Source organism: Nocardia vinacea (genome assembly GCF_035920345.1).
GTDB classification, from domain to species: Bacteria; Actinomycetota; Actinomycetes; order Mycobacteriales; family Mycobacteriaceae; genus Nocardia; species Nocardia vinacea_A.
The window spans coordinates 5,216,014-5,240,832 of sequence record NZ_CP109149.1; the positions used below are offsets into that span (position 1 = coordinate 5,216,014).

18 protein-coding genes and 1 pseudogene are annotated in these 24,819 nt (G+C 66.9%); 9 read left to right on the forward strand and 10 right to left on the reverse strand.

All coding sequences use genetic code 11. The features are described 5' to 3' along the window. Nucleotides 1-48 precede the first annotated feature (48 nt). Together OIE68_RS23890 and OIE68_RS23895 are read right to left on the reverse strand one after the other, a co-directional pair. A complete protein-coding gene (locus OIE68_RS23890; RefSeq protein ID WP_327093354.1) occupies nt 49-4,161 on the reverse strand; it encodes an ATP-dependent helicase in 4,113 nt (1,370 codons plus the stop codon). Then, nucleotides 4,158-8,270, reverse strand: a complete 4,113-nt coding sequence (locus OIE68_RS23895; RefSeq protein WP_327101774.1) for a PD-(D/E)XK nuclease family protein — start codon at nt 8,268-8,270, stop codon at nt 4,158-4,160. Before OIE68_RS23895 ends, OIE68_RS23890 begins: the two co-directional genes overlap by 4 nt. Nucleotides 8,271-8,378: 108 nt before the next feature. On the opposite strand from OIE68_RS23895, the gene OIE68_RS23900 reads away from it, so the two are divergent. From OIE68_RS23900 to OIE68_RS23915, 4 genes are all read left to right on the forward strand, one after another. Then, nucleotides 8,379-9,164 carry an alpha/beta hydrolase gene (locus tag OIE68_RS23900; RefSeq protein ID WP_327093355.1) on the forward strand — a complete coding sequence of 262 codons (786 nt, stop codon included), beginning with the start codon at nt 8,379-8,381 and terminating at the stop codon, nt 9,162-9,164. A gap of 6 nt (nt 9,165-9,170) precedes the next feature. Beyond that, nucleotides 9,171-9,467, forward strand: coding sequence for an MGMT family protein (locus OIE68_RS23905; protein WP_327093356.1), 297 nt, complete (start codon nt 9,171-9,173; stop codon nt 9,465-9,467). A gap of 39 nt (nt 9,468-9,506) precedes the next feature. Continuing rightward, a complete protein-coding gene (locus OIE68_RS23910) occupies nt 9,507-10,247 on the forward strand; it encodes a VOC family protein (protein WP_327093357.1) in 741 nt (246 codons plus the stop codon). A gap of 97 nt (nt 10,248-10,344) precedes the next feature. Beyond that, nucleotides 10,345-12,129 (forward strand): NTP transferase domain-containing protein, encoded by a 1,785-nt coding sequence (locus tag OIE68_RS23915; RefSeq protein WP_327093358.1) that lies wholly within the window; start codon nt 10,345-10,347, stop codon nt 12,127-12,129. A gap of 586 nt (nt 12,130-12,715) precedes the next feature. On the opposite strand, the gene OIE68_RS23920 is transcribed toward OIE68_RS23915, so the two are convergent. The 4 genes from OIE68_RS23920 to OIE68_RS23935 are packed head-to-tail and all read right to left on the reverse strand — an operon-like array spanning nt 12,716 to nt 17,890. Continuing rightward, complete coding sequence (locus OIE68_RS23920; RefSeq protein ID WP_327093359.1) at nt 12,716-14,494, reverse strand: ABC transporter ATP-binding protein; 1,779 nt, start codon at nt 14,492-14,494, stop codon at nt 12,716-12,718. Next, the gene (locus tag OIE68_RS23925) at nt 14,491-15,333 is read right to left on the reverse strand and encodes an ABC transporter permease (RefSeq protein WP_327093360.1); all 843 of its coding nucleotides are present in this window, start codon (nt 15,331-15,333) and stop codon (nt 14,491-14,493) included. Before OIE68_RS23925 ends, OIE68_RS23920 begins: the two co-directional genes overlap by 4 nt. Next, entirely contained in the window at nt 15,330-16,289 is a 960-nt protein-coding gene (locus tag OIE68_RS23930) for an ABC transporter permease (protein ID WP_327093361.1), read from the reverse strand. Before OIE68_RS23930 ends, OIE68_RS23925 begins: the two co-directional genes overlap by 4 nt. Continuing rightward, nucleotides 16,286-17,890 carry an ABC transporter substrate-binding protein gene (locus OIE68_RS23935; RefSeq protein ID WP_327093362.1) on the reverse strand — a complete coding sequence of 535 codons (1,605 nt, stop codon included), beginning with the start codon at nt 17,888-17,890 and terminating at the stop codon, nt 16,286-16,288. Before OIE68_RS23935 ends, OIE68_RS23930 begins: the two co-directional genes overlap by 4 nt. A gap of 294 nt (nt 17,891-18,184) precedes the next feature. On the opposite strand from OIE68_RS23935, the gene OIE68_RS23940 reads away from it, so the two are divergent. Continuing rightward, a complete protein-coding gene (locus OIE68_RS23940; RefSeq protein ID WP_327102051.1) occupies nt 18,185-18,376 on the forward strand; it encodes a hypothetical protein in 192 nt (63 codons plus the stop codon). Between the two features lie 19 nt (nt 18,377-18,395). Here the strand turns inward: OIE68_RS23940 and OIE68_RS23945 are convergent, their stop codons facing one another. Beyond that, on the reverse strand, nt 18,396-19,583 hold the full coding sequence (locus OIE68_RS23945) for a transposase (protein ID WP_327093363.1): 1,188 nt from the start codon (nt 19,581-19,583) through the stop codon (nt 18,396-18,398). A 199-nt stretch (nt 19,584-19,782) separates the two neighbouring features. Continuing rightward, a complete protein-coding gene (locus OIE68_RS23955; RefSeq protein ID WP_327093364.1) occupies nt 19,783-19,965 on the reverse strand; it encodes a hypothetical protein in 183 nt (60 codons plus the stop codon). 20 nt (nt 19,966-19,985) lie between these two features. On the opposite strand from OIE68_RS23955, the pseudogene OIE68_RS23960 reads away from it, so the two are divergent. The 4 genes and pseudogenes from OIE68_RS23960 to mtnC form a co-directional block, all read left to right on the forward strand. Further along, nucleotides 19,986-20,204, forward strand: a pseudogene (locus OIE68_RS23960) (hypothetical protein); the annotation flags it as partial. A gap of 99 nt (nt 20,205-20,303) precedes the next feature. Then, nucleotides 20,304-21,980 (forward strand): S-methyl-5-thioribose-1-phosphate isomerase, encoded by a 1,677-nt coding sequence (gene mtnA / locus OIE68_RS23965; RefSeq protein WP_327093365.1) that lies wholly within the window; start codon nt 20,304-20,306, stop codon nt 21,978-21,980. After that, entirely contained in the window at nt 21,977-22,552 is a 576-nt protein-coding gene (locus OIE68_RS23970) for a cupin (RefSeq protein WP_327093366.1), read from the forward strand. Before mtnA ends, OIE68_RS23970 begins: the two co-directional genes overlap by 4 nt. Next, nucleotides 22,549-23,232, forward strand: coding sequence for an acireductone synthase (mtnC, locus tag OIE68_RS23975; protein ID WP_327093367.1), 684 nt, complete (start codon nt 22,549-22,551; stop codon nt 23,230-23,232). Before OIE68_RS23970 ends, mtnC begins: the two co-directional genes overlap by 4 nt. A 21-nt stretch (nt 23,233-23,253) precedes the next feature. Here the strand turns inward: mtnC and OIE68_RS23980 are convergent, their stop codons facing one another. Both OIE68_RS23980 and OIE68_RS23985 read right to left on the reverse strand, forming a co-directional pair. Beyond that, nucleotides 23,254-23,688: a hypothetical protein gene (locus tag OIE68_RS23980; protein ID WP_327093368.1), complete on the reverse strand. Its 435-nt coding sequence runs from the start codon at nt 23,686-23,688 to the stop codon at nt 23,254-23,256. Nucleotides 23,689-23,797: 109 nt separating this feature from the next. After that, entirely contained in the window at nt 23,798-24,592 is a 795-nt protein-coding gene (locus OIE68_RS23985; RefSeq protein ID WP_327093369.1) for a helix-turn-helix transcriptional regulator, read from the reverse strand. Nucleotides 24,593-24,819: the final 227 nt, after the last annotated feature.

Genomic DNA, 24,819 nt, shown 5'->3' on the forward strand with positions numbered 1-24,819 from the left:
CCGGCGGCGACGCTTGGCGCCGACGCGAACGGTTGGTGAATCTCTGGATCATTCCGAGGGCGTCGGCGCCGCATTCCTGATCAGCTCGGCCAGTTCGTCCGAGCCGGGTAGTTCGGCGGGCGCGATGGTGCGTCCGGTGCGCACGTAATGGAATGCGGCGCCGATGCGTTCGAGCATTTCCGCTTCGGTGCCGTGATCGCGTGCCGCCATCAACCTGGCCCAGGCCAGACGGTAGACGGCCAGCTGCATGGCGACCGCGGGCTCGTCGGCGGGTGCGGGTTCGGCGCCGGTTTTCCAGTCGACCACGATCCAGCCGCCACCGGGCCCGGCGAAGACCGCGTCCATCCGGCCGCGGATCACCGTGCCCGCGATGGAGGTTTCGAAGGGGATCTCCACTTCGAGCGGGCTGCGATGGGCCCATGGCGAGTTGAGGAAGGACTCCTGCATGGTGACCAGCTCGGTGTCCAGGCCCGCGTCGGCGGCGGTGTTGTCGGCGGCGCCGGGAAGTTCGTCGAAGCCGAGCAGGCGGTCGGTGGCGAACCAGCGCTGCACCCAGGCGTGGAAGGCGGTGCCGCGGCGGGCCAGTGGATTCGGCGGGAACGGCAGTGGGCGGCGCAGGCGGGCGGCGAGCTTGGCTGGGTCGGCGCGCATTTCGACGAGGGCGGTTGCGGCGATCTGGCCCGGGAGTTCGACCTCCTGGGCGATGGCATGGTCGGCTTCGAATTCGGCGAGGAGGGCATCGACATCGGCGGACCAGCCGTCGGGATCGTCGGGATCGGGCGCGTGGTCGGCGGAATGGCCGTGGGGCGGTGTGGGTTCGGAGGTCGATGAGCCGAACTCGTTCGGGGGTGACTCGAATTCGTCGAAGGGTGGTTCGCCCTCGTCTGAGGGGGGCTCGAATTCGTCGAAAGGCGGTTCGAAATCGCTGAGGGGGGGCTCGAACTTGTCGGAGGCTGGATCGAAGTCGTGTGGGGGCAGTGGGAATTCGTCCGGGCTATGCAAATCCGGCGCGCCAGGGGCACTCGTGGGTGGTTCGTAGGAGTCGTCGAACGGTGCGGGCGCATCGGGGAAGTCGGGCGGGGGAACGTCGGCATAAGGGTCGGCCTGCGGTGCGACCGCGGCGGGATCGTCGGGGCGGCCGGCCGTTGTTTTCGGGTCGGCGAAGTTGTCGGTGGCAGGGTCTACAGTCGGTGTCATGTCGATGTCATGGGGCGCGCGGTCCACGAAATCGGCTGAGGCAGTGGCTTTGTCGCGGGTTGTGGGCTGGACCGTGCGGCTCGTCGCGGTGACACCTGCGGCGGATTGTGCCGCGAGTTCGGCGAGGGCGGCGCGGACGAGGGACGCACCCTGTTCGATGGGATCGCGGCGATTGCCCAGGGGGTCACGGGGCCATTCGGCGGTTGCGGGGTTATCGGTGAATGGGTTGACGGCATCGACATCGGGGGCGTCGTCCCAGCGGTCGATGGTGACTGCACCATTGGCCGGGCTGTCGGGGGCTTCGCTGGCATGTTTGAGTTCCAGCAGGAAGTCCGATGGGCCCTTCGGGGTGGTGCCGGTTTCGGCCCAGTGGTGGGCGGAAACGAATAGGACGCGTTCGGTTCTGGTGAGGGCGACATAGAACAGGCGGCGGTCTTCGTCGATGCGGCGGCGGTCCAGGGATTCCTTGTGGGACTTGATCGCTCGTTCCAGCTCGGCGCGGTCGTAGAGGTCAGCGAGGTCGAGTACGGGGACGCCCTCGGCGGCATCGTCCTGTCTGCGGTCACCGCGCAGGGAGGTGGGGAGTTCGGCGAGTGCGCCGAGCCAGGTGCCCGAGGCCGCGCCGGAGGGGAAGACGCCGCGGGTTACGTGCGGTACCGCGACGATCTCCCATTCCAGGCCCTTGGCCGCGTGCACGGTCAGCACCTGGACGCGGTCCCGCGCAACCTCGACTTCGCCCGGTTCCAGGCCGTTCTCGACGGATTCGGCGGCGGCGAGGAAAGCGAGCAGGCCGCCGAGCGAGGCGCCGGAATCGCTGGCATAGCCGGCGACCACCTCGGCGAAGGCGTCCAGATGTTCACGTCCGGCACCGGCGCCGAGCATGGCGCGGCGGGCCTGGGTTTCCACGCCTACGCCGATGGTGCGCTCCACATCCGCCACCAGTTCAGCGAGCGGCTGACCGCTGCGCTCGCGTAATGCGGCGAGTTCTCGGCCCAATGCGACGATGCGTTTGAATCCGGACTCCGAATACTGTTCCGGCGGCCCGGGATCGGCGATCGCATCGGCCAGCCCGGCCTGTTCGGCCGGTTCGGGCGCCACCTCGCGCAGTGCCTCGGCCAGCGCGGTCGAATCGGTGATTTCATCGACTTCATTGCCGTGCAGACGGCTGATCGACAGATCCCTGGCGCGGCGGGCGAGCGCGGCGAGGTCCGCGACGCCGATGCGCCAGCGGGCGCCGGTCAGGATGCGCATGGCGGCACTGCCCGCACCGGGTTCGGCGACGAGCCGCAGTGTCGCGACAATATCGGCGACCTCGGGGGTGGCAAGCAGACCGCCGAGGCCGACGATTTCCACCGGAAGTCCTTGTTCGCGTAGGGCTTCCGCGAGCGGGGCGGCATCGGCATTGCGTCGTACCAGTACGGCCGAGGTCGGCGGCGGCTCCCCTGCTTCGCGTTTCGCCGCCCATTTCGCAGCGATCCGGACCGCCACCCAATTCCGTTCGTCGGCAACGGTTTCGGTGAGTGCCAGCGCGACTACACCCGGTTCGGCATCGGGTTTCGCGCGCAGTGCGTCGACGGTTACCCCACCGCTGTCGATGGCATTGCGACGCAATGGTTCGGCGACCAGATTCGCCAGGGCAAGTGCCTCCGGCGGGTTCCGCCAGCTGGTCAGCAGTGGCAGGATCGGCGCGGGAATGCCTGGGGCGCTGGGGAAATCGGTGGCGAACCTGGGCAGGTTGGCGGCGGATGCGCCCCGCCAGCCGTAGATCGATTGCATCGGGTCACCGACCGCGGTCACCGCCAGCCGCTGTTCGGCACGGCTGCTTGCTCTGTGCTCGTCCTCCGACTGACGCCCCTGCGTCGCATCGCCGTGAACGCCGGGTCCGTCGCGACGAGCGTCGGAGTCACCCCCGCGAACATCAGACCCGCTCCGGCGAGCGTCGAGGTCCATCGGCGAACGCGAATCCGACGCAGGCCTATCGGCCCCGGTGTCGGCGGTGGACTGCGGGGTATCGGCGGGTTTTCGTGGGCGCTTGGCGTGCGGTTGCGGGGACAATCCGCCGAAAAGCGAGGCGAGCAGGATGCGTTGGGCGTGGCCGGTGTCCTGGTATTCGTCGAGCAGGACCAGGCGGAAGCGGGCGCGTTCCGCCGCGGCAACCTCGGTATGTTCGGCGGCGAGGCGGGCGGCCAGGGACATCTGGGCGCCGAAATCGAGTGCGCCACGGCGGCGTAGGGCCTCGGCGAGCTGTTTGACCAGGGGCAGCAGGGCGACACGTTCGTGCTGCACCTGGACGATATTCTGCAGGGCCTGGCTCGGTCCGCCGCGTTGACGTGGGCCGGCGGGCAGGGTGTGGACCAGTTTTTCGAGTTCGGTGTGGGCCTCGGCGAGTTCTTCGGGTTCCACCAGATGTTCGGCGAGTTGGCCGGACAGCGCGAGGACCGCCTCGGTCACCGAGACCGGGGTGCGGTCGGTATCGAGGTCACCGTCCCAGTTGCGGACGACCTGGTGGGCGAGCTGCCAGAGCTGGGTTTCGGTCAGCAGCGTCGCGGCGGGTTCCACGGGCAGCAGCAGGCCGTGCTGGGTGAGCAGTCGGCCCGCGTAGGAGTGGTAGGTGCTGATCTCGGGTTCGACGCCGGAAAGTTGGGCGCGCAGCTCACCGCCGGTATCGAGGTCGCGCAGCAGCGGTGAACCGGCCAGCCGGGCCAGCCGGGTGCGGATACGGGAGGTCAACTGCTGGGCGGCTTTTCGGGTGAAGGTCAGGCCGAGTACCTCGTCGGGCAGGACGAGACGATTGGCGACCATCCACACCACGCGGGCGGCCATGGTCTCGGTTTTCCCCGCGCCCGCACCTGCGACGACCAGGGTCGGTCCCGGTGGGGCCGCAATTACCGCGGCCTGCTCCTCGGTGGGTGGTGGCAGGCCGAGCGCCTCCGCGAGCCGGTTCGGCGATACGGCGCCGTTCATTCGTCGGTCACCTGCCTTCCGGTGTCCTGGACGGGGCAGCTGCCCGCGACCGAACAGTGCCTGCAGCCATCGTTGCGCATGGCGAGGTAGCTCGGGCCCTGGGTTGCGGCCGCCGCATCGTGAATCGTGCCACGCCATTTGTCCAGTGCCTCGGCGTCGAGCGGAGGTTGCATCCGCTGTGTGGCGCCCTCCTTGCTGCTGGGCTTGGCGACGTAGACCAGTCGCGCACCGCCGGGTTCGCCCGTGGTGCTGTGCGGTTCTCCCGCAACGGGGCCGAATTCGCCAGCGGTAGCGTCGGACTCGCCGTTGGACGGGGCCGTTTCGCCTGTGGCAGGGGCGGATTCATCCTGCGCCCGACCGGATTCGGAGGTGGGCTCGCCGAGGCTGATGTCGAGTGCGCCTGCTGCCGCGGCAACCTGGTAGGTCGCTAGCTGCGCGTGGTCGGCGGCGGCCTGCTTGGTGACCGGCGACTTCCCGGTCTTCACATCGACGATGACGAACCGGCCGAAGGCATCGCGCTCCAGTCGGTCGACCCGGCCGCGAATCCGCACGGCGGGTTCGTCTTCCGTGCGAGGGGGAAGTACACAGTCGACCGGGACCTCCACACCGGCCTGGGTCAATTCACCGCGGGTATTTTGCACCCACGCCATGAAGGTCTCCAGCATGGCCTCGGTGCGGCGCAGTTCCTGACGGGAATGCCAGCCGGTGCCGGGATCGATGGCCTGCCATGCCTTATCCAATGCCGCGCGGACCTGCGATTCGGGCACCTTGCCAGCCAGTGCCTGGACGAGGGTGTGGACCAGATTGCCCTTGACGGCGTGGGGGTTGTCGCCATCGGTGCCGCCGTGACGTTCCAGTGCCCAGCGCAGCGGGCAGGTGCGCAGTAGCTCGACGGTGGACGGAGAGAGGGCAACCGCGGTCTCGTCGTCATCCCAGAGGGAACGCGACGAGCTGAGATCGGCTGTGCCATACCACTCGTCGGGATGTGTACCCGGCACCCGGGCGTGGGCCAGCCGGGCGAGTTCGTGGGCGGCGCGACGTCTGCGGTCCGGTTCGGTCTCGGAATCGCAGACGACACCGCGCAATTCGGCCACCAGCGCATGCATGACCAGGGCGCGGCCCGGGTCGGCGACCGGGAGCGCGCCGGGTTCGCTGTCGTCATCGTGGCCGAGAAGTTCGGCGAGGAACCGCGAGGGTACGAGATCACGTTCACCCGAAACCGATTCCACGGCGGTGACGAGCAGCGAGCGCCGGGCCCGGCTGCAGGCGACCAACAGCAGTCTGCGCTCCTCGGCCATGATCGGGGCCGCGCGGCTCACCACTTCGCCCGCGTCGACGATGCCCGCGGTGAGGTCGACCAGATCCTCGGTCTGCAGCAGGGTGCCGCGCGGGCGCGGATTCGGCCAAATACCTTCCTGCACAGCGGCAACCGCGACCACATCCCACTGCCGGCCCGCGGACGCGTGCGCGCTGAGCAGCGCGACCGCCTCCCCCGCCGTGGTAAGCGATCTGGTGTCGTGCGGAATCTCCTGCTGCACAAGGAATTCGACAAAGCCCTCGATGCTCGCGCGGGGCAACCGATCCACGTAAGCGGCTGCGGCATCGAATAATCCGACAGCGGCATCGAGATCGCGATCGGCCTGCATACCCGCCGCGCCACCGCGTTCGGACTGCGCCACCCACCGACGCTCCAGCCGCGACCCGGTCCACAGCGCCCACAGCACATCCTCGAGACCGGCGCCGCGCCGCCGAGTCTTGATTGCCCGGTCGAGCGCGTCGAACACCCGCTTCAGCGGCGCCCCCTCGACATCGGTGAGCCGCTCCATAATTCGACGATCCGCGCGGCCGACCAGCAGGTCACGCAGCACCTCCGCGGAAGACTTGTCGACATATGCGCGCCATGGGGAATCGCTGTCGTCCGATTCGGTTGTCGACGGGACCCCTTCCGGATCGCCGCTGCTCCGGCCGGAAGCATCCGTGCTCCCCTGTTCGATTCGTAGCGAATTCCGCTCGGCCTCGTCCGCGCGCCGCTCAGCGCCATCCGCACTCCGCCCGGCCTCGTCGACGTCCCACTCCGAGGCATATGTGCCCAGTTCAACGTCACCAGCGCCGCGCTCGGCATCGTCATCCGCGTGCCGCTCAGCGCCACCTGCGGCCAGTGTGGCGTCATCAACGGCCACCTCGGCCGCGCCCCGGCTTCGATTGGAGGCATCTGCGCGTTGCGGTGCCGCGCTGACGTGTTCGAGGTCATCGACATCGGGCTCGGAATCTTCGACGTCCGATTCGGACTGGTCGCTCTGCCATTCCATATCTCGACTACTGAATTCCGGTTCGATGCCATACCAGTCGGCATCGTCGGTGATCCGCTCGACTTGGCTGATATTCCGTTCGGCCGTCGTGACATTCCGTTCTGCGCTGTCCGCCCCGAAGCCCTCCTCATCCGGCGGGAACGCCTCCTCATCCGGCGGAAAACCCTCAGCAGCCCAATCGGATTCGTCACCCGACGCGGAACTCACACGCGCACGTGCGGCCTTGATTTCGCTGCGTGCGGACTCGAGCACACTGCGGCGAATACCGCGACGTAACCGGCGCAGAGTGATCTGATCGGCGCCGCCGAGGGGGCCGGCAAGCAGATCCAACGCGTCTTCCGCCGAGAACATTGCCTCGGCCGAACGTCGACGCCCGCGCCGCTGCGCATCCTCGGCGAGCACCGCGCGCAGTGCGAGCAGCATCCAGGCCGCACCGCGCCGACGGGCCAGTGGCGCGTCGAGTGCGGGCTGTTGTACGGGCACTCCGGCCGCCAAAAGGGCGCGGCGCAGCGGAGCCAGTGACAATGGCACCGAGCGGACGATCACCGCCATGCGCGACCACGGCACACCATCGGTGAGATGGGCGCGGCGCAAATGGTCGGCGATCAGGGCAGCTTCCTTCGCCGGGGTCGCCAGTACCCGCACGCGCACCTCGGTGTCGTCGGCCTTCGGTGCCGTCGTGTGCTCGGGTGCCGAAAAACGTTGTGGCGCACTGCCGGGCAACTTGGCCGCGATCCGCGCGACGGCCAGTTCCACCGCGCCGCCCGATCGGTAGTTGTCCCGCAGGATGATTCGCTGCCCATCCGGCGCGGCGAGTTCGGCGACGAAGCGCGAATCCGCACCGCGGAAGGCGAATACACCTTGATCCGGATCGCCCGCCACGACCGCCGTATGGGCGGCCGTACCCATCACCCGCACCAGAAGCGCGGCCTGCGGATCCAGATGCTGGGCATCGTCGACCAGCAGGTATCGGATCCGATTCCGTTCCGCGGCAAGCAGATCGGCGTCTCCGGCCAGCGCGTCCAGTGCGGCACCGACGAGTTCGGCCGCATCCAGCGCCGGTGCGGTTGCCTCGGGCGCTTCCACCCCGACCGACCAGCGCAACAGCATCGCCTGCTCGTAGCGGACCGCGAATTTGCCCGCCGCCACCCATTCCGGCCGACCGTGCTCGCGGCCGAGCCGCACCAGATCCTCGGGTCCGAGGCCGCGTTCGGTGGCCCGCAGCATGAGATCGCGCAACTGCTCGGCGAATCCGCCGAGCCCCAGGGCGGGCTGCAGCCGTTCCGGCCACAGACCGCTCGCCCCGGCCGCAATATCGATCAGGTCGCCGCGCAGCATTTCGCGCAGCACGGCATCCTGCTCGGCACCGGTCAGCAAACGCGGCGGCGGATTGCCGTGTGCGCTCGCATGTCTGCGCAGCACCGAGAACGCGTAGGAATGCAGTGTGCGCACCAGCGGTTCCCTGGTGGCGCCGGGTACCCCGCCCTCGGCGGCGTCGGGATCGGTCAGCCGGGCGGTAATGGCGTCGCGCACCGTGCTCGCCGCCTGCTTCGAATGGGTCAGTACCAGCACCGATTCCGGATCGGCCCCCACGGCGATGCGCTCGGCGGCCAGATCGATCAGCAGTGCCGTCTTGCCGGTTCCCGGTCCGCCGAGCACCTGCCACGGCCGCCAGTCCGGCCGGATCGGGCCGACCGTCGCCGCGGCATCGAGCAGCGCGCGGACATCGGCACCCCAGGTCCGAGCCGGGGGTGCCGCCACATTCCGGCGAACAAGTCGCACCGCGCTATCCGATCGCACCACGCGGGCTATTGCAACAGACACCTCCGACACGCCACGCGGGCGATTCACCGATCGGTGAGGTCCGACACACGCCTGGATCTGCGACGGATTTCCAGATGCGTCAATATGAGACTTGTGTCGCCTCTCCATGTATATCGGTTCGGCCCCGCCGACGGGCCGAAAGTCCTGGCCCTGCACGGTGTCACCGGCCACGGCAAACGCTGGGAGGAACTGGCCACCCGACATCTGCCCGAGGTCCGGCTCATCGCCCCCGACCTGCGCGGACACGGTCGCTCGACCGCATTGCCGCCGTGGAACTTCGAGACCATCGTGGAGGATCTGGTCGAACTGCTCACTGCGGAAACCGACGAACCGGTGGTCGTCGTCGCGCACTCCTTCGGCGGTGCCTGTGCGCTGCACCTGGCGCATCGGCATCCGCACCTGGTGCGCAAGCTGATCCTGCTCGATTCGGCGATCGCGCTGGAGCCGGAGCGCCTGATGGATATCGCACTGTCCAGTCTGGCCTCACCGGACTACGACACCGTCGAGCACGCCCGCCAGGACAAAGTCGCGACCGGCTGGGGCGAGGTGGAGCCGCGCCTGCTCGATGCCGAACTCATCGAACATCTGATGCCCACCGCCGACGGCCGGGTCGGCTGGCGGATCAGTCTGCCCGCCGTCAACTCCTACTGGGGTCAGCTGGCCCGGCACTATGTGCTGCCGCCCGCTGGCCTGCCGACGATCCTGGTGCAGGCCATGAAGGTGCTGCCGCCCTTCGTCACCCCGGAGTTCCGCGCCGCCCTCACCACGCACCTGGGCGAGAATCTGACCGTGCTCGAATGGGACTGCGACCATATGGTCGCCCAGGCCCGGCCGGCCGAGACCGCGGCGCTGATCCGATCGGCGCTGTAGTCGCCGATGGCCACCACCGATGCCGAGGTCGAGCGGGTGCGCGCGCTGGTCGCGACCGTGCCTGTGGGCCGGGTCGTCACCTACGGCGATATCGCCGCGGCGGCCGGATTGTCCACCCCGCGCACGGTCGGCTGGATCATGCGCACCGACTCCGCCGATCTGCCATGGCATCGGGTGATCGGCGCGGGCGGTAAGCCCGCCGCGCATCTGGCCGATCGTCAGTTGCGCCTGCTGGCCGCCGAGGGCGTGCCGATCCGAGACGGCCGAGTAGACCTGCGCGCCGCGCGTTTTCCGCTCCCGTAAACGGCCCCGCCGCGGTCGATCGGCGGTTAACGTTGAAACATGTCCACCCGCCTGGCGTGTGTCGTCTTCGATGCCGACCGGCCCCGGTTCGTCGCGGATTTCTGGGCCGAGTTGCTTGGCTGGACGGTGACGATCGACCGCCCCGACGAGGTCGATGTGGCGGCCCCCGATCCGGACGGCCTCGATCTGGCCCTGACCTTCCTGCCCGAGGCGCGCGCCAAGGACCGTAAGAACCGGATGCATCTGGATCTGGCCAGTCGCTCGCTCGATCATCAGCGGGTGCAGGTGGACCGCGCATTGGCGCTGGGCGCCCGGCACGTCGATATCGGCCAGGGCGCGGTGCCGTGGGTGGTGCTGGCCGATCCGGAGGGCAACGAGTTCTGCGTGCTGGAGCCGCGCGAGGAGTACGTGGATACCGGTGCGGTCGCCGCCATCGTGATCGATACGCACGATCCGGCGCGGCTGGCCGAATTCTGGTCCACCGCCTCCGGCTGGCCGATCGCCTACGGCGGTGCGCGGGTGGCCGGGCTCCGCTCGGCGACGGGGCTCGGATCCTGGCTGGAGTTCGTCCAGACGCGGGATGTGAAGAGCGGCCGCAATCGACTGCGTCTGGACCTGGCGTCCTTCCCCGCCGACGATCCGGCCGCCGAGGTGGCCCGACTACGCGCGGCGGGCGCGACCCAGATCGATGCCGACGGCGTGCCCGGGGTGGTGCTCGCCGATCCGGAGACGAACGAGTTCTGCCTGCGCCGACCGACGCCGGACTATTCGACGGTCTAGACCCTGCGACCGCTGGAACCAGACCGCCCTACCCAGATCTGTACACCCGACGAATTAGCATGTCGGCCATGTCCTCTCTCGCGCCAGGCGCTGACCGGTGACCACCGCCGACGCGATCGTGCTCGCGGGCGGACGCGCCAGCCGCATGGGGGGCGTCGATAAGCCCGCCATCATCATCGGCGGTCGATCCATGCTCGATGCGGCCCTGGCCGCGGTGGCGCCGTGTGCGCGGACCGTGGTGGTCGGACCGCATCGGCCCGAATTGGACGCGCGGATCGTGCAGGTGCGCGAGGTGCCGCCGGGTTCGGGTCCGGTCGCCGCGGTGGGAGCCGGATTGCGCGCGCTCGGCCCGACCGCCGCGCCGCTGGTGGTGGTGCTCGCGGCGGATCTGCCGTTCCTGTCGCAGACGACGGTGGCGGAGCTGATCCGACGCGGCATCGAATCCGGCGCCGACGCGGTCTTCGCGGCCGACGAATCCGGTCGGCCGCAGTATCTGATCGGCGTGTGGCGACGGACGGCGCTGACGGAAGCACTGACGCGGCTGGATTCGCTGATCAATCAGCCGATGAAGGCGCTGATCCCGGCCGACACCGTCACCGTCGCCATGCCCGGTATCGCCGATTGCGATACCGAGGAGCAGGTGCGCAGGGCCAGGATGGCTTGGGACGCCACTGCCGTCGGTGCGCCTCGTCCGGCACCGGCAGCCGCGGTTTCCACAACGCCGCTGCCGCTCGACGAGGCACGGGATATCCTGCGTACCAACATCTCTCGACTCACCGAGTATCGGACCGAACTGGCTTCCGTGCGCGGTGCTACCCTCGCCGCTCCGCTGACAGCCGTCGCAGCGCTGCCGCGCTTCGATGTCTCCGCCATGGACGGATACGCGGTCGCCGGTGACGGACCATGGCGTCTGCGGCGCGATATCGGGTTCGCGGGCGGTCGGCGGCCGGTCGGGCTGCTGCCCGGTGAGGCGGTGCGGATCGCCACCGGCGCACATGTGCCAGACGGCACCACGCGGGTGCTCCGTGACGAATACGCGCGGATCGAAAACGATGAAATGCTGTACCAGCACGAGGATTCCCCGCTGCGCGACGATATTCGCCGTCGCGGCGAGGACCGGGCACCGGGCGATCTCGTTGCGCCCGAGGGCACACCGGTTACGGCCGGGCTGATTTCCGCCGCGGCCAGTGTGGAGGTGACCGAGGCGATGGTGCGCGGCCCGGTGCGGGCCCGCATCATCATGACCGGCGACGAGATCCGCAGCACCGGCCCGCTGCAGACCGGTCAGACCCGCGACTCGATCGGGCCGATCCTACCGGATGTGCTGTCCTGGTATGGAATTCGCGCGATCGATCGGGTGCACCTGCGCGATACTCCGCGCGGCTTCGACGAGGTGCTCGGCGCGGCGGACGATTGCGATCTGCTGGTTATCGTCGGTGCGACCGGTGGCGGCGCGGCGGACCAGTTGCGCGGGGCGATTGCCCGTGCCGAAGCTCGAATCCTGGTCCACCGCTTGAAATTGCGTCCGGGCGGCTCCACTGTTGTCGCCGAATTATCCAGCGGTACAACCGTTCTCGGCCTACCTGGAAATCCATTCGCGGCCGTGGCCGTACTGATGGCCCTGTCCCCCGCGGTCGTCGAGGGCCGAACCGGCGGCCATCCGCTTCGACCGCTGATCGGGCCACTGCGCAATGCGAGCGCGGTCTCCGGACCCGTTACCCGCATCGTCCCTGCTCGGCTCGCCCCATACGGCGGTTGGCTCGGCGATCCGCAGATCCGTACCACCCATCTGGGCGGCCTCGTCGACCGTGACGGCCTGGTCGTCGTCCCCGCCGAGGCCACCGACAACGACCTCGTCGAATTCCTCCCACTCCAGGTGTAAATAATCGAAATTTTTCTTCCACTGATGATGTCCGCTCGCTATTGTGTGTTGGTTAGGCGAATACAACATCACTTCGGAAAGGACCGAGTGGAGATGGCTGAAAAGTCGAAGAAAGCGCCTAAGAAAATGCCCAAGCAGATGGAACGGCAGCAGCAACAGCAGCGCCAGGACCCGGGCACGAACCGATCCGGATCGATCAGCGATCGCGACCGTGACGAGCAGCGGCGGGAGCCGAGCTCGGAACGGCGAGGCACTGAGCAGCGACGACCCGGACAGCACTGATCTGAAACGGGCCGCCGGTTCCTCCACGTGAGCCGGCGGCCCGCTTGTGCGCGGCCCGGATCGTTGCGCGCGGTCTCCGGGTTCGGAGCCGTCGGGAAACTATTCACGGCACTACATTCCAGCCGATCGATCCATAAATCTGGACGTGCCCTTTCGAACGCGTCACACGCGGGTCTAATTACACCGCCGATGGCCACGCCCGGCGAGTTACCTTTTGCCGTAGAAAATTCTGCGTGCTCATCGAAGCGAGTCGAACGGCGACTCCCGTGCACAAGTAATCATTTCGACTCGCCCGTTGGCGGAGTCACGCGCCGAGGCGCAGAAGCGCTGGGCTGTCGGGAGTGCGACGGGTGGGATCAGGGATGGGAACTGCTTCCAGGAGGTTGCGTGTGTAGTCGGCCCGGGGGGATGCGAATACCTCGGCGACGGGTCCGGTTTCGACAACGGCACCCTCGCGTAGGACCACGACGCGGTCGGCGACCTGGTGGACCACCGCGAGGTCGTGGCTGATGAACAGGCAGGCGAAGCCGTATTCGGCGCGTAGGTCGGCGAACAGGTCAAGGACCTGGGCTTGAACCGACACGTCGAGGGCGCTGGTCGGTTCGTCGGCGACGAGCAGCCGGGGTGCCAGGGCCAGGGCCCGGGCCAGGGCGACCCGCTGGCGTTGGCCGCCGGAGAGTTCGCCGGGGCGGCGGGTGGCGTAATCGCGTGGGAGACGGACGGATTCGAGGAGGTCGCCCACCTTGGTCCGCAGGAGCGTGCCGGAGGCGACACGGTGCACCTGGAGCGGTTCACCGATGGTGTCCTCGATACTGCGCCGTGGGTCTAGTGACGCGGTGACGTCCTGATGGACCAGCGCGACATGCTTACGCAGGGCCCGCAACTCCCGATTCGGCAGCCCGGTCAGCGAAACCCCCTGCAGCTCAACCTCTCCGGAATGCGCTGGTACCAGACCGAGCGCAGTGCGGCCGAGTGTGCTCTTGCCGGAACCGGATTCGCCGACCAGGCCGATCACCTCGCGTGGTGCGACGGTGAGCGAGACATTACGCAAGGCGTGGAAGTCCTTGGTGCCGCCACGGTTGCGGTAGACGACGGTCAAGTCGTCGATGCGCAGCACTGGCCGTGATTCCGACGTATCGGCAACCGCTGCCCCCGCATCCATGTCGCCGCGATTCACCGACACAGCCTCCTGGTCGCGGTTCACCGCTGCGGCCTTCTCGTCGCCCCCGACCACCGACGCGGAATTCCTCGCACCCCGTCGATCGATCTCGTGCGGACCTGTGCCCCCAGTCGAGCGCATGACCTCTGGCAGGCGTGGGACAGCGCCGAGTAGCGACCGCGTGTATTCCGCACGCGGATCAGCGAACAAGGCGTGCACCGGCTGCTGTTCGACAACCTTGCCCGCGCGCATCACCACCACATGATCGGCGATCTCGGCGACGACCCCGAGGTTGTGCGTGATGAAAAGGATTGCTGTGCCGTGGGTCCGCTGGAGGGCGCGCAGCAACTCCAGGATCTCGGCCTGCACCGTGACATCCAGCGCGGTGGTCGGCTCATCGGCGATGAGCACATCCGGCTCGCCGGACAACGCCAGCGCGATCACCACGCGCTGCTTCTGGCCGCCGGAGAGCTGATGCGGATACCATTCGACACGACGCTCGGGCTCCGGAATGTCCACCATGCGAAGCAATTCCACGGCCCGCGCCTTGGCATCCGGCTTCGAGATCGGGCCGTGTGCGCGCAACGCCTGCACGAGCTGGGTGCCGATCTTCTGCACTGGGTTCAGCGCGGTCTGCGGCTCCTGGAACACCATCGCGGCCCGGGTGCCTCGCAGGGCGCGCAGTTCCGGCTCACGCGCGCCGATGATTTCGGTCTCGGCGAGGCGAATCGATCCGGACGGGACCGCGCCATCGGGCAGCAGCCCGAGTACGGCACGGGCGGTAATCGACTTGCCGGAGCCGGATTCGCCGACAAGCGCGACGACCTCACCGCGGCGGATCTGGAAGCCGACACCGTCGACGACGGTGCGGTTGCCGAAGCGCACCACCAGATCCCGGATATCCACCAGTATTTCGGAACTCATCCGATCCTCCTCGCCCGGCCCAATGCCTGGGCGATCAATAGGAATCCGAGCGTCAACCCGGCTACCACCACCAGCGGACCGATCGCGAAGGCGGCATTGGCGTCCAGATTCGAAATCGATTCGGCGATGATCGAACCGAGCGACGGGTCCGGCGGACGCACTCCGATTCCGATGAAACTCATTGCGCCCTCGACGAATACCGCCACCGACATGGACAGTGCCAACTGCACCGAAAGCGGTTCGACAACGTTGGGCAGCACGTGTTTGCGCAAGTTCCACCAGCTATCCGCACCGATCACCTCGGCTGCCTCGACGAACGGCTGTTCGCGCACCTGCAGGATCGCGGTGCGAATCTGCCTGCCGAACACCGGAATCTCCACCGCGATTATCACCGCGATCACCGCATGGATACCGGGTCCGGTAATCGCGGCCAACGCGATGGCGAAGATGAGCGACGGGAACGCGAGGATCACGTCGAAAATGCGCTGTGCCACGACATCCGCGACCGGGTTACTGCTGGCGAGCAGTCCGGCGAGTGCACCGGCCAACGCGCCGAGCGGGACGGCGACGAAGACGATGATCAGGTCGATCCGGATGCCGTACAGCACACGCGCGAAGACATCCCGGTTCAGGTGGTCGGTGCCGAGCCAGTGATCTCCGCTGGGGCCCAAGAGATTTGCGCCCGGTATCTGGACGATCGGATCGTATAGAGCGAGGACACCCGCCAAGATTCCGGCGAGCGCGATGACCACCACGAGGCTCAGCCCGAGCAGGCCCTGTCCACTGCGGAAAGCGATTCGCAATGTACCCGCCGCGCGATCCGTAGAACTTACGGTCATGACCTGGCCCCGATTCGAATGCGCGGATCGAGATAGGCGTGGGCGATATCGGTGACCAACTGGATCGTCACGAAAACCACGACGGACAGCAGCAGGAGCACCTGCACCACCGGATAATCGCGCCTGCTGATCCCCTGCTCGACCAATTGCCCGATGCCCGGCCAGGCGAAGGCGGCCTCCACCAGTACCGCACCGCCGAGCAGCTGCCCGGTCTGCAGGCCGAGTGCGGTCAGCATGGTCGGCACGGCATTGCGCAGCGCACCCCGAGTCACGATCTGCCAGTGCGAGATCCCCTGTGAGCGCGCGGTCAGCACATACGGTTTGCCCAATTCGGTGCGCAGCGATTCGGTGAGGAACCGCGTGAGCGCCGCACCCACCGGCAACGCGAGACAGATCGAAGGCAGCAGCAAGTACTGCACGGCGATATCGGGACGCGCGATGAAACCCTCCGGCGGCACCCCACCGGCGGGCAACACCGGAATCGCGACCGCGAAGACAAGCACCAGCAGCACACCGGTCACGAAGGTCGGCAGCGCCACCGCGACGGTATTCGCCGCAGCGACGAGCGCATTGAACCAGCGATTCGGCCATGCCACCGAGACGACACCGACCGCAACGCTGACCACCACCGCGAGCAGCAGCGCCGCACCGGTCAGCACCAGGGTATTGGTCAGGCCCCGGCCGACGAGATCGGCGATCCGGCCGCCGATGATGTAGGAGCGGCCGAGATCGAAGGTGCACAGGTTCTCGAGCCAGGTCACGTACTGCGCCGGAATCGATCGGTCGAGTCCGAGCTGATGACGGATGGCGGCAATCGTCTCCGGCGAGGCATCGGGGCCCGCCAGCGTCAGCGCCGGATCACCGGGAACCAGCCGCAGCAGCAGAAAGATCAGCACCGAGGCGGCGAACAGGACGAGTACCGCGGAAGGTAAGCGGCGCAACAGATATCGGGTCATGACAGGAATGCGTCGGTGAGCACGGTTTCGCGGCGCTTGGTCCAGTCCAGCCCGTGCACCTTGCGCGAGGTGGCGGCCTGCTGGAGGTGCACACCGATTTCGATGAGGAACAGACCGTCCAGCAGCTGATCGCTGACCTTCCGGTAGGCCTGCACCGCCTCGGCACTGGTGCCCTGTTTGACCTGCCATGCCGCATCGGCCGCACTGACGTAGGCCGGGGATTCGTAGTGCGAGGCGTTCTTTCGCGCATTGAACGGGTAGGCGCTGACGGTAAGCGTGGACGGCGTGAACTGCGCCCAGGAATGCGTGGTGACCCACAGCCCCGGGAATTCCGCGCCGATGAGCCTTTTCACGAAGGTCGCCGATTCGATCGGGTCGAGGGTGACCTCGATGCCGATTTCGGCGAGATTGGCCTGCACGATCTGTGCGGTCGCCTCGTAGTACGGGAGGCTGGTGTCATAGGACAGCGTCAGCTTCGGCGGTTTGCTGGTCTGCGCCAGAATCTGCTCGGCCTTGGCGATATCTCGGCTGAAGGTCTTGTTCCGCGCGTCGTCGAAGGCGGGCGAAGTCTTGGGCCACGGCAGATTCACCGGATAGCCGGCATTGCGGAATACCTCGGAGATGATCCGTTCGCGGTCGATGGCGTAGGCGATGGCCTGGCGCACCTTTACATCCGCGAGTGCGGGCTCGGCGACATTCGCGCCGACATAGATCTGCAGTTCGGCGCCCTCGTAGGTGATGGTGCTGAATCCCGCACTCTTGGCGAAGTTTTCGTTGTCGCGGTAGTTGAGTCCGTTCGCGACGGCGATCTGCCCCGACTTGAGCGCGTTCACCAGCGCCTGGGTATCCGGAATGATCGAAATCTCGACCCGATCCAGATAGGGCCGGTCCGGGATCCGGTACAGCTCATTACGCTCGAAGACCAGCAGCGAATTCGGGGTGCGCTGGGTCAGTTCGAACGGTCCGGTGCCGATGAACTTGTCGGCGGTGGTCGCCTCCGCGATGGTCTCACTGTCCAGAATCGGCGCGGTGTCCAGCAGATCGAAGATATTGCCGAGCGGATGCGCGAACTTCAGCACGATCCGGTTCGGTCCGACGATGTCGTATTCGGTGATCGCGGCAGCCGTGCTCTTGAGTTGGGCAGACCATTTCGGATCCGCATAGGTGCGCAGCGAGAATTCGACGTCCTTGGCGGTGAACTGCCTGCCGCTGTGGAACTTCACATCGTCGCGCAGGTCCAGCGTGAGCGAGAGTCCGTCGTCGGCGAGGGTCCATGATTTCGCCAGCAACGGTGCCGGTTCCAGTTTGTCGTGCGGATACCGCACCAGCGACTCGTAGACGAGGCCGATGAGCGCGGGCACCGTTCCGCTATTGGTGAGCAGGTTGGCCGGGATGATATCGGTCGGCCAGCCGACCTTCAGCGTGCCGCCACGCACCGGCTGCGCATTGTCGTCACTGCCCGCCTTCTGCTCACTCACCGCGGAGGAGCAGGCCGCCAGCGCACCCGCGCCGAGGATCGCGAAGGCGGCGATGCCGGTATTGCGCAGGAAGTTACGGCGGCCCACACCTTGGTCGGCGCCCACGCCGGGGGAAGAACTCATCTGACAAATCCTCGAGAGACAGATCGATCCCGGGGATACGGAACCGATTTCGGTGCGCCGACGGCACCGGACGGGAAGGAATCAGCATTGGCGTACGCGCGATCAAAGGCGCGTCAGCAACGCGGCGAGCGACACGAACAGCAGGGTTCCTGCGCGCACTCGGCGTGCGGTGCGCAGGGCGTAGTCGTGGGCATGCTGGCGAAATTAACAGCCGACCCACCACTCGGTCAGCGGTTAGGCGCACCGTGCGCAAAAGGCTGGTGACCTGGGCGGGTAGCGGCTTTGACTGGAATGATGCCTGCTCCATCCCACGCTCGCGGTTATGAAGGTTTCACCGGCGCCATCGGCCGCACCACCGCCGATTCCACGCCCGAATGGACCTATCCGCCCACCGCTCCCGAGGGTGCACCGAACATTATCGTGATGCTGATTGATGATGACGACATGGGATACAGCGATTTGACGTCCTCCTCGCCCCTGAAGTGAAGGGCAGAGATTTCTACCGCTAGGCGGCAGTTGGTTCCTGCTTCGCGGACCGGCTGACGCCGAGGTCTCCACAGGCGGTCACCGCACGTCCCGCGGCGAGAATGTTCTTGGCAGCGTTCACGTCCGAGTTCTCCCTGTACCCGCACATGGTGCACCGGAAGCGCGCTTGACTCTCACGGCTCCCAGAGTCCACATGCAGGCAGCGAGAACACGTTTGCGAGGTGAATGCCGCGGGTATCTTCACGATCCTGGTGCCCGTGTACCGGGCGACGTTCCGTAGGGCCAGCTCGAACTGGTGCCAGCCCTTGGCAAGAATGGCTTTGTTGAGACCAGCCTTCTGGCGCACATTCTTGCCAGGCTCGGCCGCCGTGCCCTTCGCCGAGACGGTCATGTTGCGGGCGCGCAGATCCTCGAGCACGACCAGACAGTGCTCGGATGCCAACTCGTGCGCTACCTGGTTGTTGAAGTCGGCCCGCCGGTCCCGCTCCCGCCTGCGGATCTCCCGCAAAGCGGCGATCGTCTTCCGCCGGTTCGCGGACCCTTTCTTCTGACGAGATAGCCTGCGCTGCAACCGGCGATACCGCTCGGCTTCGCCCGCCGTCGTGAACGCTCGGTCGAACATCGCACCATCCGAGCAGGCCACCGCTACAGCAACACCGCGATCCACACCCACCGCCGTGGTAGACGGATGCTGTGTCGCTGTCTGAACGCCGTCGTCGACGAGGAACGACACATACCAGTGCCGCCCGTCGCGGCTGACGGTGGCTGAGCGGACACTGCCGCCCAGGGCACGAGACCACCGGAACCGAACCCAACCGAGCTTCGGCAGCTTACACCGCCCCCACTTACGGCCAAGGCGCTCCACGACGATCTTGCCACCCTCGGGAAACCGAAACGACGGACACCAACGCCGACCCGACCGCCACCGCACACGAAACGTGCCATGCGTCTTACATGCCTTCTCCAAGTCCATCAGCGTTTGCTGAAGGCAATGTCCCGGAGCCTGTTTCAGCCACTCGTGCTCGGTCTTGGCGTCGGCGAGTTCCCTCGCCTGCTGCTGGTAGCCGACCCAGGCATCACGCCGCCGGTACTCACGCCGCTGCTCGAGCGCGGTGTTCCACACCGCCCGACACGCCGCTCCGGTTTCCTCCGCAAGCGCAGCCTGCTCTGAGGTGAACGCCACCCGATACCTACGTCCGGTCAGCATCGCCTCACCGGAGCTTCCGATGCTCGACAGAACGCTTGATCACCCCGAGCCGAACCCCACCAACCGTCGCAACGAAATACGAGTTCGCCGACAGGCGCGCCGATGACGCTGCGCCAGCACTCCAGGCACAAGACGACGTGAAACGCGCACGGGCACACAACATTCGAGTTGCTGCGAACCGTCACGGACACCCTGAAAGTTATACCGCGACTCGCCAAAAATCGCAAATATGTTCGAAACTGGGCCGAGTGGGCTGACGGATCGATGCGGAGGTGTACGCGGGCATGGCCGCAGCATCGGCCAGCGCCTGGGCCGCATCCTCGACACCCTCGAGCAACTCAGCGAACTCGATAACGCCATCGTCCTGTTTCACCTCGGACAACGGCGACACCGCGTCCCGAACTGCGCGATCAGGTGCAGCTCGTCGGCATGTCACCGTGGACCGGTATTTCCGTCGGTGTCGATGCCCGCGGCCCGGTCTCCTGGGAGCTGCGCGAGCGTCGCGGCACCTTCCGCTACACCGGCGACCTGCGCGCGATCACCTACACCCCGGGCCCGATCCAGGTGCCACAGCAGACCATCGAGGCGGTGGAACGCGAGGCGGAGTTCGTCGCCGAATGAACCGGATGCGCGGGCGGTGCGGATTTCCGGCGGCATCGCCCGTCCGATACCGTTGACCAGGGACAACACCCCACTCCGCCCGACCGAAGGATGCACCTGATGGACGACAGTTCACTGATCTGGGACGACGGTGCGCTGGTCACCATCGACCAGCGCGAACTGCCGCACGAGGTGCGCGAGCTGCGGCTCAGCACGGTCGAGCAGGTGATCGACGCCATCAAGACGCTGGCCATCCGCGGTGCGCCCGCGATCGGCATCGCCGGTGCGTTCGGCGTGGTCATCGCCACCGCCGCGCACACCACCGACGGTGTCGTGGACGTGGCGCGGGCCGAGGCGGATGCCGCGCGAATCGCGGAAGCCCGGCCCACGGCGGTCAATCTAGCCTGGGCGGTGCGGCGGGTGCTGACCAAGGTGCCGCTCGGTGCCGATGAGGTACTCGCCGAAACCCTGGCCATGCTCGCCGAGGACGGCCGGGTCAACCGGACCGCCGCGACCCATGCCGCCGATCTCGTGCAGCGGCTCTGCCCGGACCGGCCGCTGCGGGTGCTCACGCACTGCAATACCGGGCGGCTGGCGACCAGCGCCTTCGGCACCGCGATCGGGGCGATGCGGGTGCTGTCGGAGCGCGGCGCGATCGAGAATGTCCTGGTAGACGAGACCAGGCCGCTCTTGCAGGGCGCCCGGCTGACGGCCTGGGAACTGGCCGAAGCGGGCATACCGCACCGGCTCACCATCGATTCGGCCGCCGCCTGGGCGATGGCGACCGGTCAGGTGGACTGTGTGCTGGTCGGCGCGGACCGCGTGACCGCCAACGGCGATGTCGCGAACAAGATCGGCACCTATGGCCTCGCCATCGCGGCCCACCACCATGGCATTCCGTTCATCGTGGTGGCGCCGGAGTCGACGCGCGATCCGAAGACGGCGACCGGTGCCGATATCGTCGTCGAACAGCGAGCGACAGCCGAGGTGACCGGATTCGGGGGTGTCACAACCGCTCCCGGCGATACCGAGGCTTTCAACCCGGCCTTCGATGTGACGCCCGCCGAGTTGGTGACGGCGGTAGTTACCGAACTAGGTGTCGTATACGGCGCGAATGCCGAGGGTGATCCGGATGCGGCCATCGCCGAGTTCGCACGCGAGTTGTACGGGCGGGGCTGGATGCCGGGCACGGCGGGCAATATCTCGGTGCGCACCGGCGATACCGCGGTGATCACCGGCAGCGGTTTGTCCAAGGGCGAATTGACCGGCGCGGATATGGTGACCGTCCGCATCGCCGACTCCGCGCCGACACCGAATCAGCAGCGGAAGCCTTCGGCGGAGACCACAATTCACACGGCGGTGTACCGAACCACCGGTGCCGCAGCCGTTGTCCACATTCATCCGCCCTACGCGACGGCAGCCGCGACGCGCTCCAGCTCCTCCGACGCACTGACCACCCTGCGGATCACCGACTACGAACTCATCAAAGGTCTGGTGGCCAAGGAGCCGGACGGTACCTATCCGACCGTCCTCGATCTGCCCGTCTTCCCGAACTGGTCCGAGGTCACGCGCATAGGCGCGGATATCGAGGCCTACCTGCTCGAAAACCCCACCGCGGCACCAGTATTGGCGATCGCGGGACATGGGATCACGACGTGGGGAGACAATCTTTCCCAGGCACGCGACCGCGCCGAATGCCTCGAGGCCCTGTGTGAGCTGGTGGCCCGCACCGGCCGTCGGCAGGCTTTCGCCGCGCGCAATCCGAACGAGACCCTCGAGATTGGACTGACATCATGACGCTGTTGCAGGTTATGGCCGCCGACGATGCCGACAATGTACTGCTGCGCACCACCGACGATGCCGTGATCGGCGCCGAATTGGCCGCCCGCGGTATCACTTTCGACCGCTGGCCGGTGCTGGACAATGCCACCGAGACCGCCTCGGATGAACTGCTCGCCGAATACGACGACCGCGTGGCCGAACTCAATGCCTCCGGCCGCTACAAGCATATTGACATCGCCCGCATCCACCCCGACGACGCGAATCCGGAGTGGCCGCAGATCGCCAACGGCGCGCGGGAGAAGTTCCTGAACGAGCATCGGCATGCCGAGGACGAGGTGCGGTTCTTCGCGGCCGGACGCGGCTGCTTCTATCTGCATCTGGGTGACGAGGTCGTGGCGGCGGTATGCGAAGGCGGAGACCTGCTTTCGGTCCCCGCAGGCACACTGCACTGGTTCGATATGGGCACCCGCCCCGACTTCATCGCCATCCGCTTCTTCGAAGAGGCAGACGGCTGGGTCGGCGATTTCACCGGTGACCCCATCAGCTCGGGTTTCCCGACCCTCGATCAGCTGCTGACGGCCCCGTGATCGCCACCGTAGTCATCGATATCGAGGGCACCACCAGCCCGACCAGGTCGGTACGCGAGGACCTCTACGGCTACACCCGCGCCCGCCTGCCCGAATGGCTGGCCGAAAACCGCACGGCCGCGGCCGCTCCCATTATCGCGGCCACCCGCGAACTCGCCGGCCGACCCGATGCCGACACCGACGAGGTCGCCGCGATCCTGCGCGACTGGCTCGGCTCCGATGTGAAGGCCGAACCGCTCAAGGCCGCACAGGGCATCATCTGCGCCGAGGGCTTCCGCAACGGCGCGCTGCACGGGGAGTTCTTTCCGGACGTCCCACCCGCCATCGCCACCTGGCACGCCGCCGGTCTGCGGCTCTATGTCTACTCCTCGGGATCGGTACGCAACCAACAGGATTGGTTCACCTTCGCCCGCGGCGGTGAGCTGTCCGCACTGATCAGCGGCTACTTCGACCTGTCCAGCGCGGGCCCGAAACGCGAACCCGCCTCCTACGAAAAGATCGCGAGCGCCATCGGCACCCCCGCCGACCGCATCCTGTTCCTGTCCGACCACCCCGACGAACTCGATGCCGCCGTCACCGCGGGTTGGTCGGTGACCGGTGTCCACCGTCCCGGTGAACCGAATCCCCCGCGCCCCCCGCATCACTGGATCTCTTCGTTCGCGGAACTTACGCTGCCCTGAGATATTCGTCTGCCGCAGGGGTCAAGCGCCGGAGATGCCGATCGACGGGCGGACCGTGCCCAGGCGGCCGTGCTCAACGGTTGCGAAGATGCGCCGCGCGTGTACAGCCGCCGGATTGATGGACCAGGGGGCCAGGGCGGTGGTGAACATGAGTTCACACCAGGACAGCGCGGGCACATCACCCGCGGCCAGGGTTGCGATAAGCGACATTTCGCTGTCCCGGCCCGACCAAGCGGCGAGTAGCCAGGCGGCGTCGAGGCGGCCGAGGAATTCCTCGGCGTCCTCGGGTGCGCCGTGCGGGGTGTCAACGGCCAAATGGACCACAGCGGCGATGGCGTGGCGCATTTTGGCATCCAATCCGACGGCGTCGTGCAGCAGCAGCGCTTCCAGTGCGGCACGCAACTCGACGCCGGGATCGACCGCCGTTTGGGCGGTGCCACGAGCATTGCGGATCATGGAATGCCTCCCGTTTTCGATTTTCCGATGACCGGATCAAATACGTTCGGTTCGGCGCTGTCCCGATAATTGGTGATATCCGGCGCACCCCAGGAGGTATCCACACTGGTCAGTGACTACCACATAGGCTCCGGATGCCGAGGAAGAATTGAATCTTACCCGGATGATTGCCCGAATCCACCCGGAACAGTTGGGCATCGAGTCGATAACACGCCCCGGAGCCGAGGTCGCGCACATGCATGGGCCGATCCCGGCCGTAAGTGGTACCGCCCGCCGCCCACATTCTTCGAAATTCCGGATACCCGCCGAGTTCGTCGAGGAATTCGGTGGACCAGGCGGTATCGCCGGACTGACCGATCAGTCCGCGCAGCCAGTCGACGGTGAGCGCGGCCTCGCACTCCCATTCGACCATGACCTTTTTGGACAGTTCGTTGCCGAAGAACCAGCGGAGCACATTCACGTCGTCGACCAGACCGGGAAATGCGGCGGCGTAGGAGTCATTACAGGACAGGACATTCCACCGGGTATCGACATAGCCCGCCGCATTCGGCTCGTGCAGGCGCAGTCCGTCGCGCATATCCGTGCCGATCTCATCGCGTAGTTCGAGTACGGAGGGAAATCCGTCCACCCCTAATCCAGCCAGATCGAAAAACAGTCTGCGTTCGGCATCGGTGAGCGGCGCGATCCGATCCAGATATCCGATCAGCGCATTCACCACCGTTCTGGTGGGATGTTCCCGATCGCCGCCCTCGAGGTGGGTGATATAGCTGGCGCTCACGCCAGCGGCGAATGCCAGCTTTTCGCGCGAAATACGTCGATCGTCGCGCAGTCTGCGCAACTCACCCCCGAACGTGGGCGGGCGCACTGGAGTCCCGTCGCCGCCATCGGTCGACCTGCTTGGCACAGCAATCCACTCCTATGAAGCTGTAGAGGTATCAACAAAGTCGGGTAGTCCTGCACAGAGGGCGAGCCGATCCGATATTAAACGAAGGGTTTGCTCTAATTTCCGACCAACGCCCGCGTGTCGGGGCCCGCCACGCGGACATCTGGTCCGCATCCGAATGTGCTGAAGCAGCAATAATATTCGCGCCGAGCGGCCGATAGAACCAGCTCGCGGCGGCGACCACCGTC

Excerpts from the sequence above, each read along its gene's own strand:
- OIE68_RS23920 (WP_327093359.1), bottom strand. The coding sequence starts at position 14,494 with ATGAGTTCCGAAATACTGGTGGATATCCGGGATCTGGTGGTGCGCTTC.
- OIE68_RS23935 (WP_327093362.1), bottom strand. The coding sequence starts at position 17,890 with ATGAGTTCTTCCCCCGGCGTGGGCGCCGACCAAGGTGTGGGCCGCCGT.
- OIE68_RS23910 (WP_327093357.1), top strand. The coding sequence starts at position 9,507 with ATGTCCACCCGCCTGGCGTGTGTCGTCTTCGATGCCGACCGGCCCCGG.
- OIE68_RS23930 (WP_327093361.1), bottom strand. The coding sequence starts at position 16,289 with ATGACCCGATATCTGTTGCGCCGCTTACCTTCCGCGGTACTCGTCCTG.
- OIE68_RS23890 (WP_327093354.1), bottom strand. The coding sequence starts at position 4,161 with ATGAACGGCGCCGTATCGCCGAACCGGCTCGCGGAGGCGCTCGGCCTG.
- OIE68_RS23905 (WP_327093356.1), top strand. The coding sequence starts at position 9,171 with ATGGCCACCACCGATGCCGAGGTCGAGCGGGTGCGCGCGCTGGTCGCG.
- OIE68_RS23980 (WP_327093368.1), bottom strand. The coding sequence starts at position 23,688 with ATGATCCGCAATGCTCGTGGCACCGCCCAAACGGCGGTCGATCCCGGC.
- OIE68_RS23925 (WP_327093360.1), bottom strand. The coding sequence starts at position 15,333 with ATGACCGTAAGTTCTACGGATCGCGCGGCGGGTACATTGCGAATCGCT.
- OIE68_RS23940 (WP_327102051.1), top strand. The coding sequence starts at position 18,185 with ATGCCTGCTCCATCCCACGCTCGCGGTTATGAAGGTTTCACCGGCGCC.
- OIE68_RS23900 (WP_327093355.1), top strand. The coding sequence starts at position 8,379 with ATGAGACTTGTGTCGCCTCTCCATGTATATCGGTTCGGCCCCGCCGAC.
- OIE68_RS23970 (WP_327093366.1), top strand. The coding sequence starts at position 21,977 with ATGACGCTGTTGCAGGTTATGGCCGCCGACGATGCCGACAATGTACTG.
- mtnA (WP_327093365.1), top strand. The coding sequence starts at position 20,304 with ATGGACGACAGTTCACTGATCTGGGACGACGGTGCGCTGGTCACCATC.
- OIE68_RS23945 (WP_327093363.1), bottom strand. The coding sequence starts at position 19,583 with ATGCTGACCGGACGTAGGTATCGGGTGGCGTTCACCTCAGAGCAGGCT.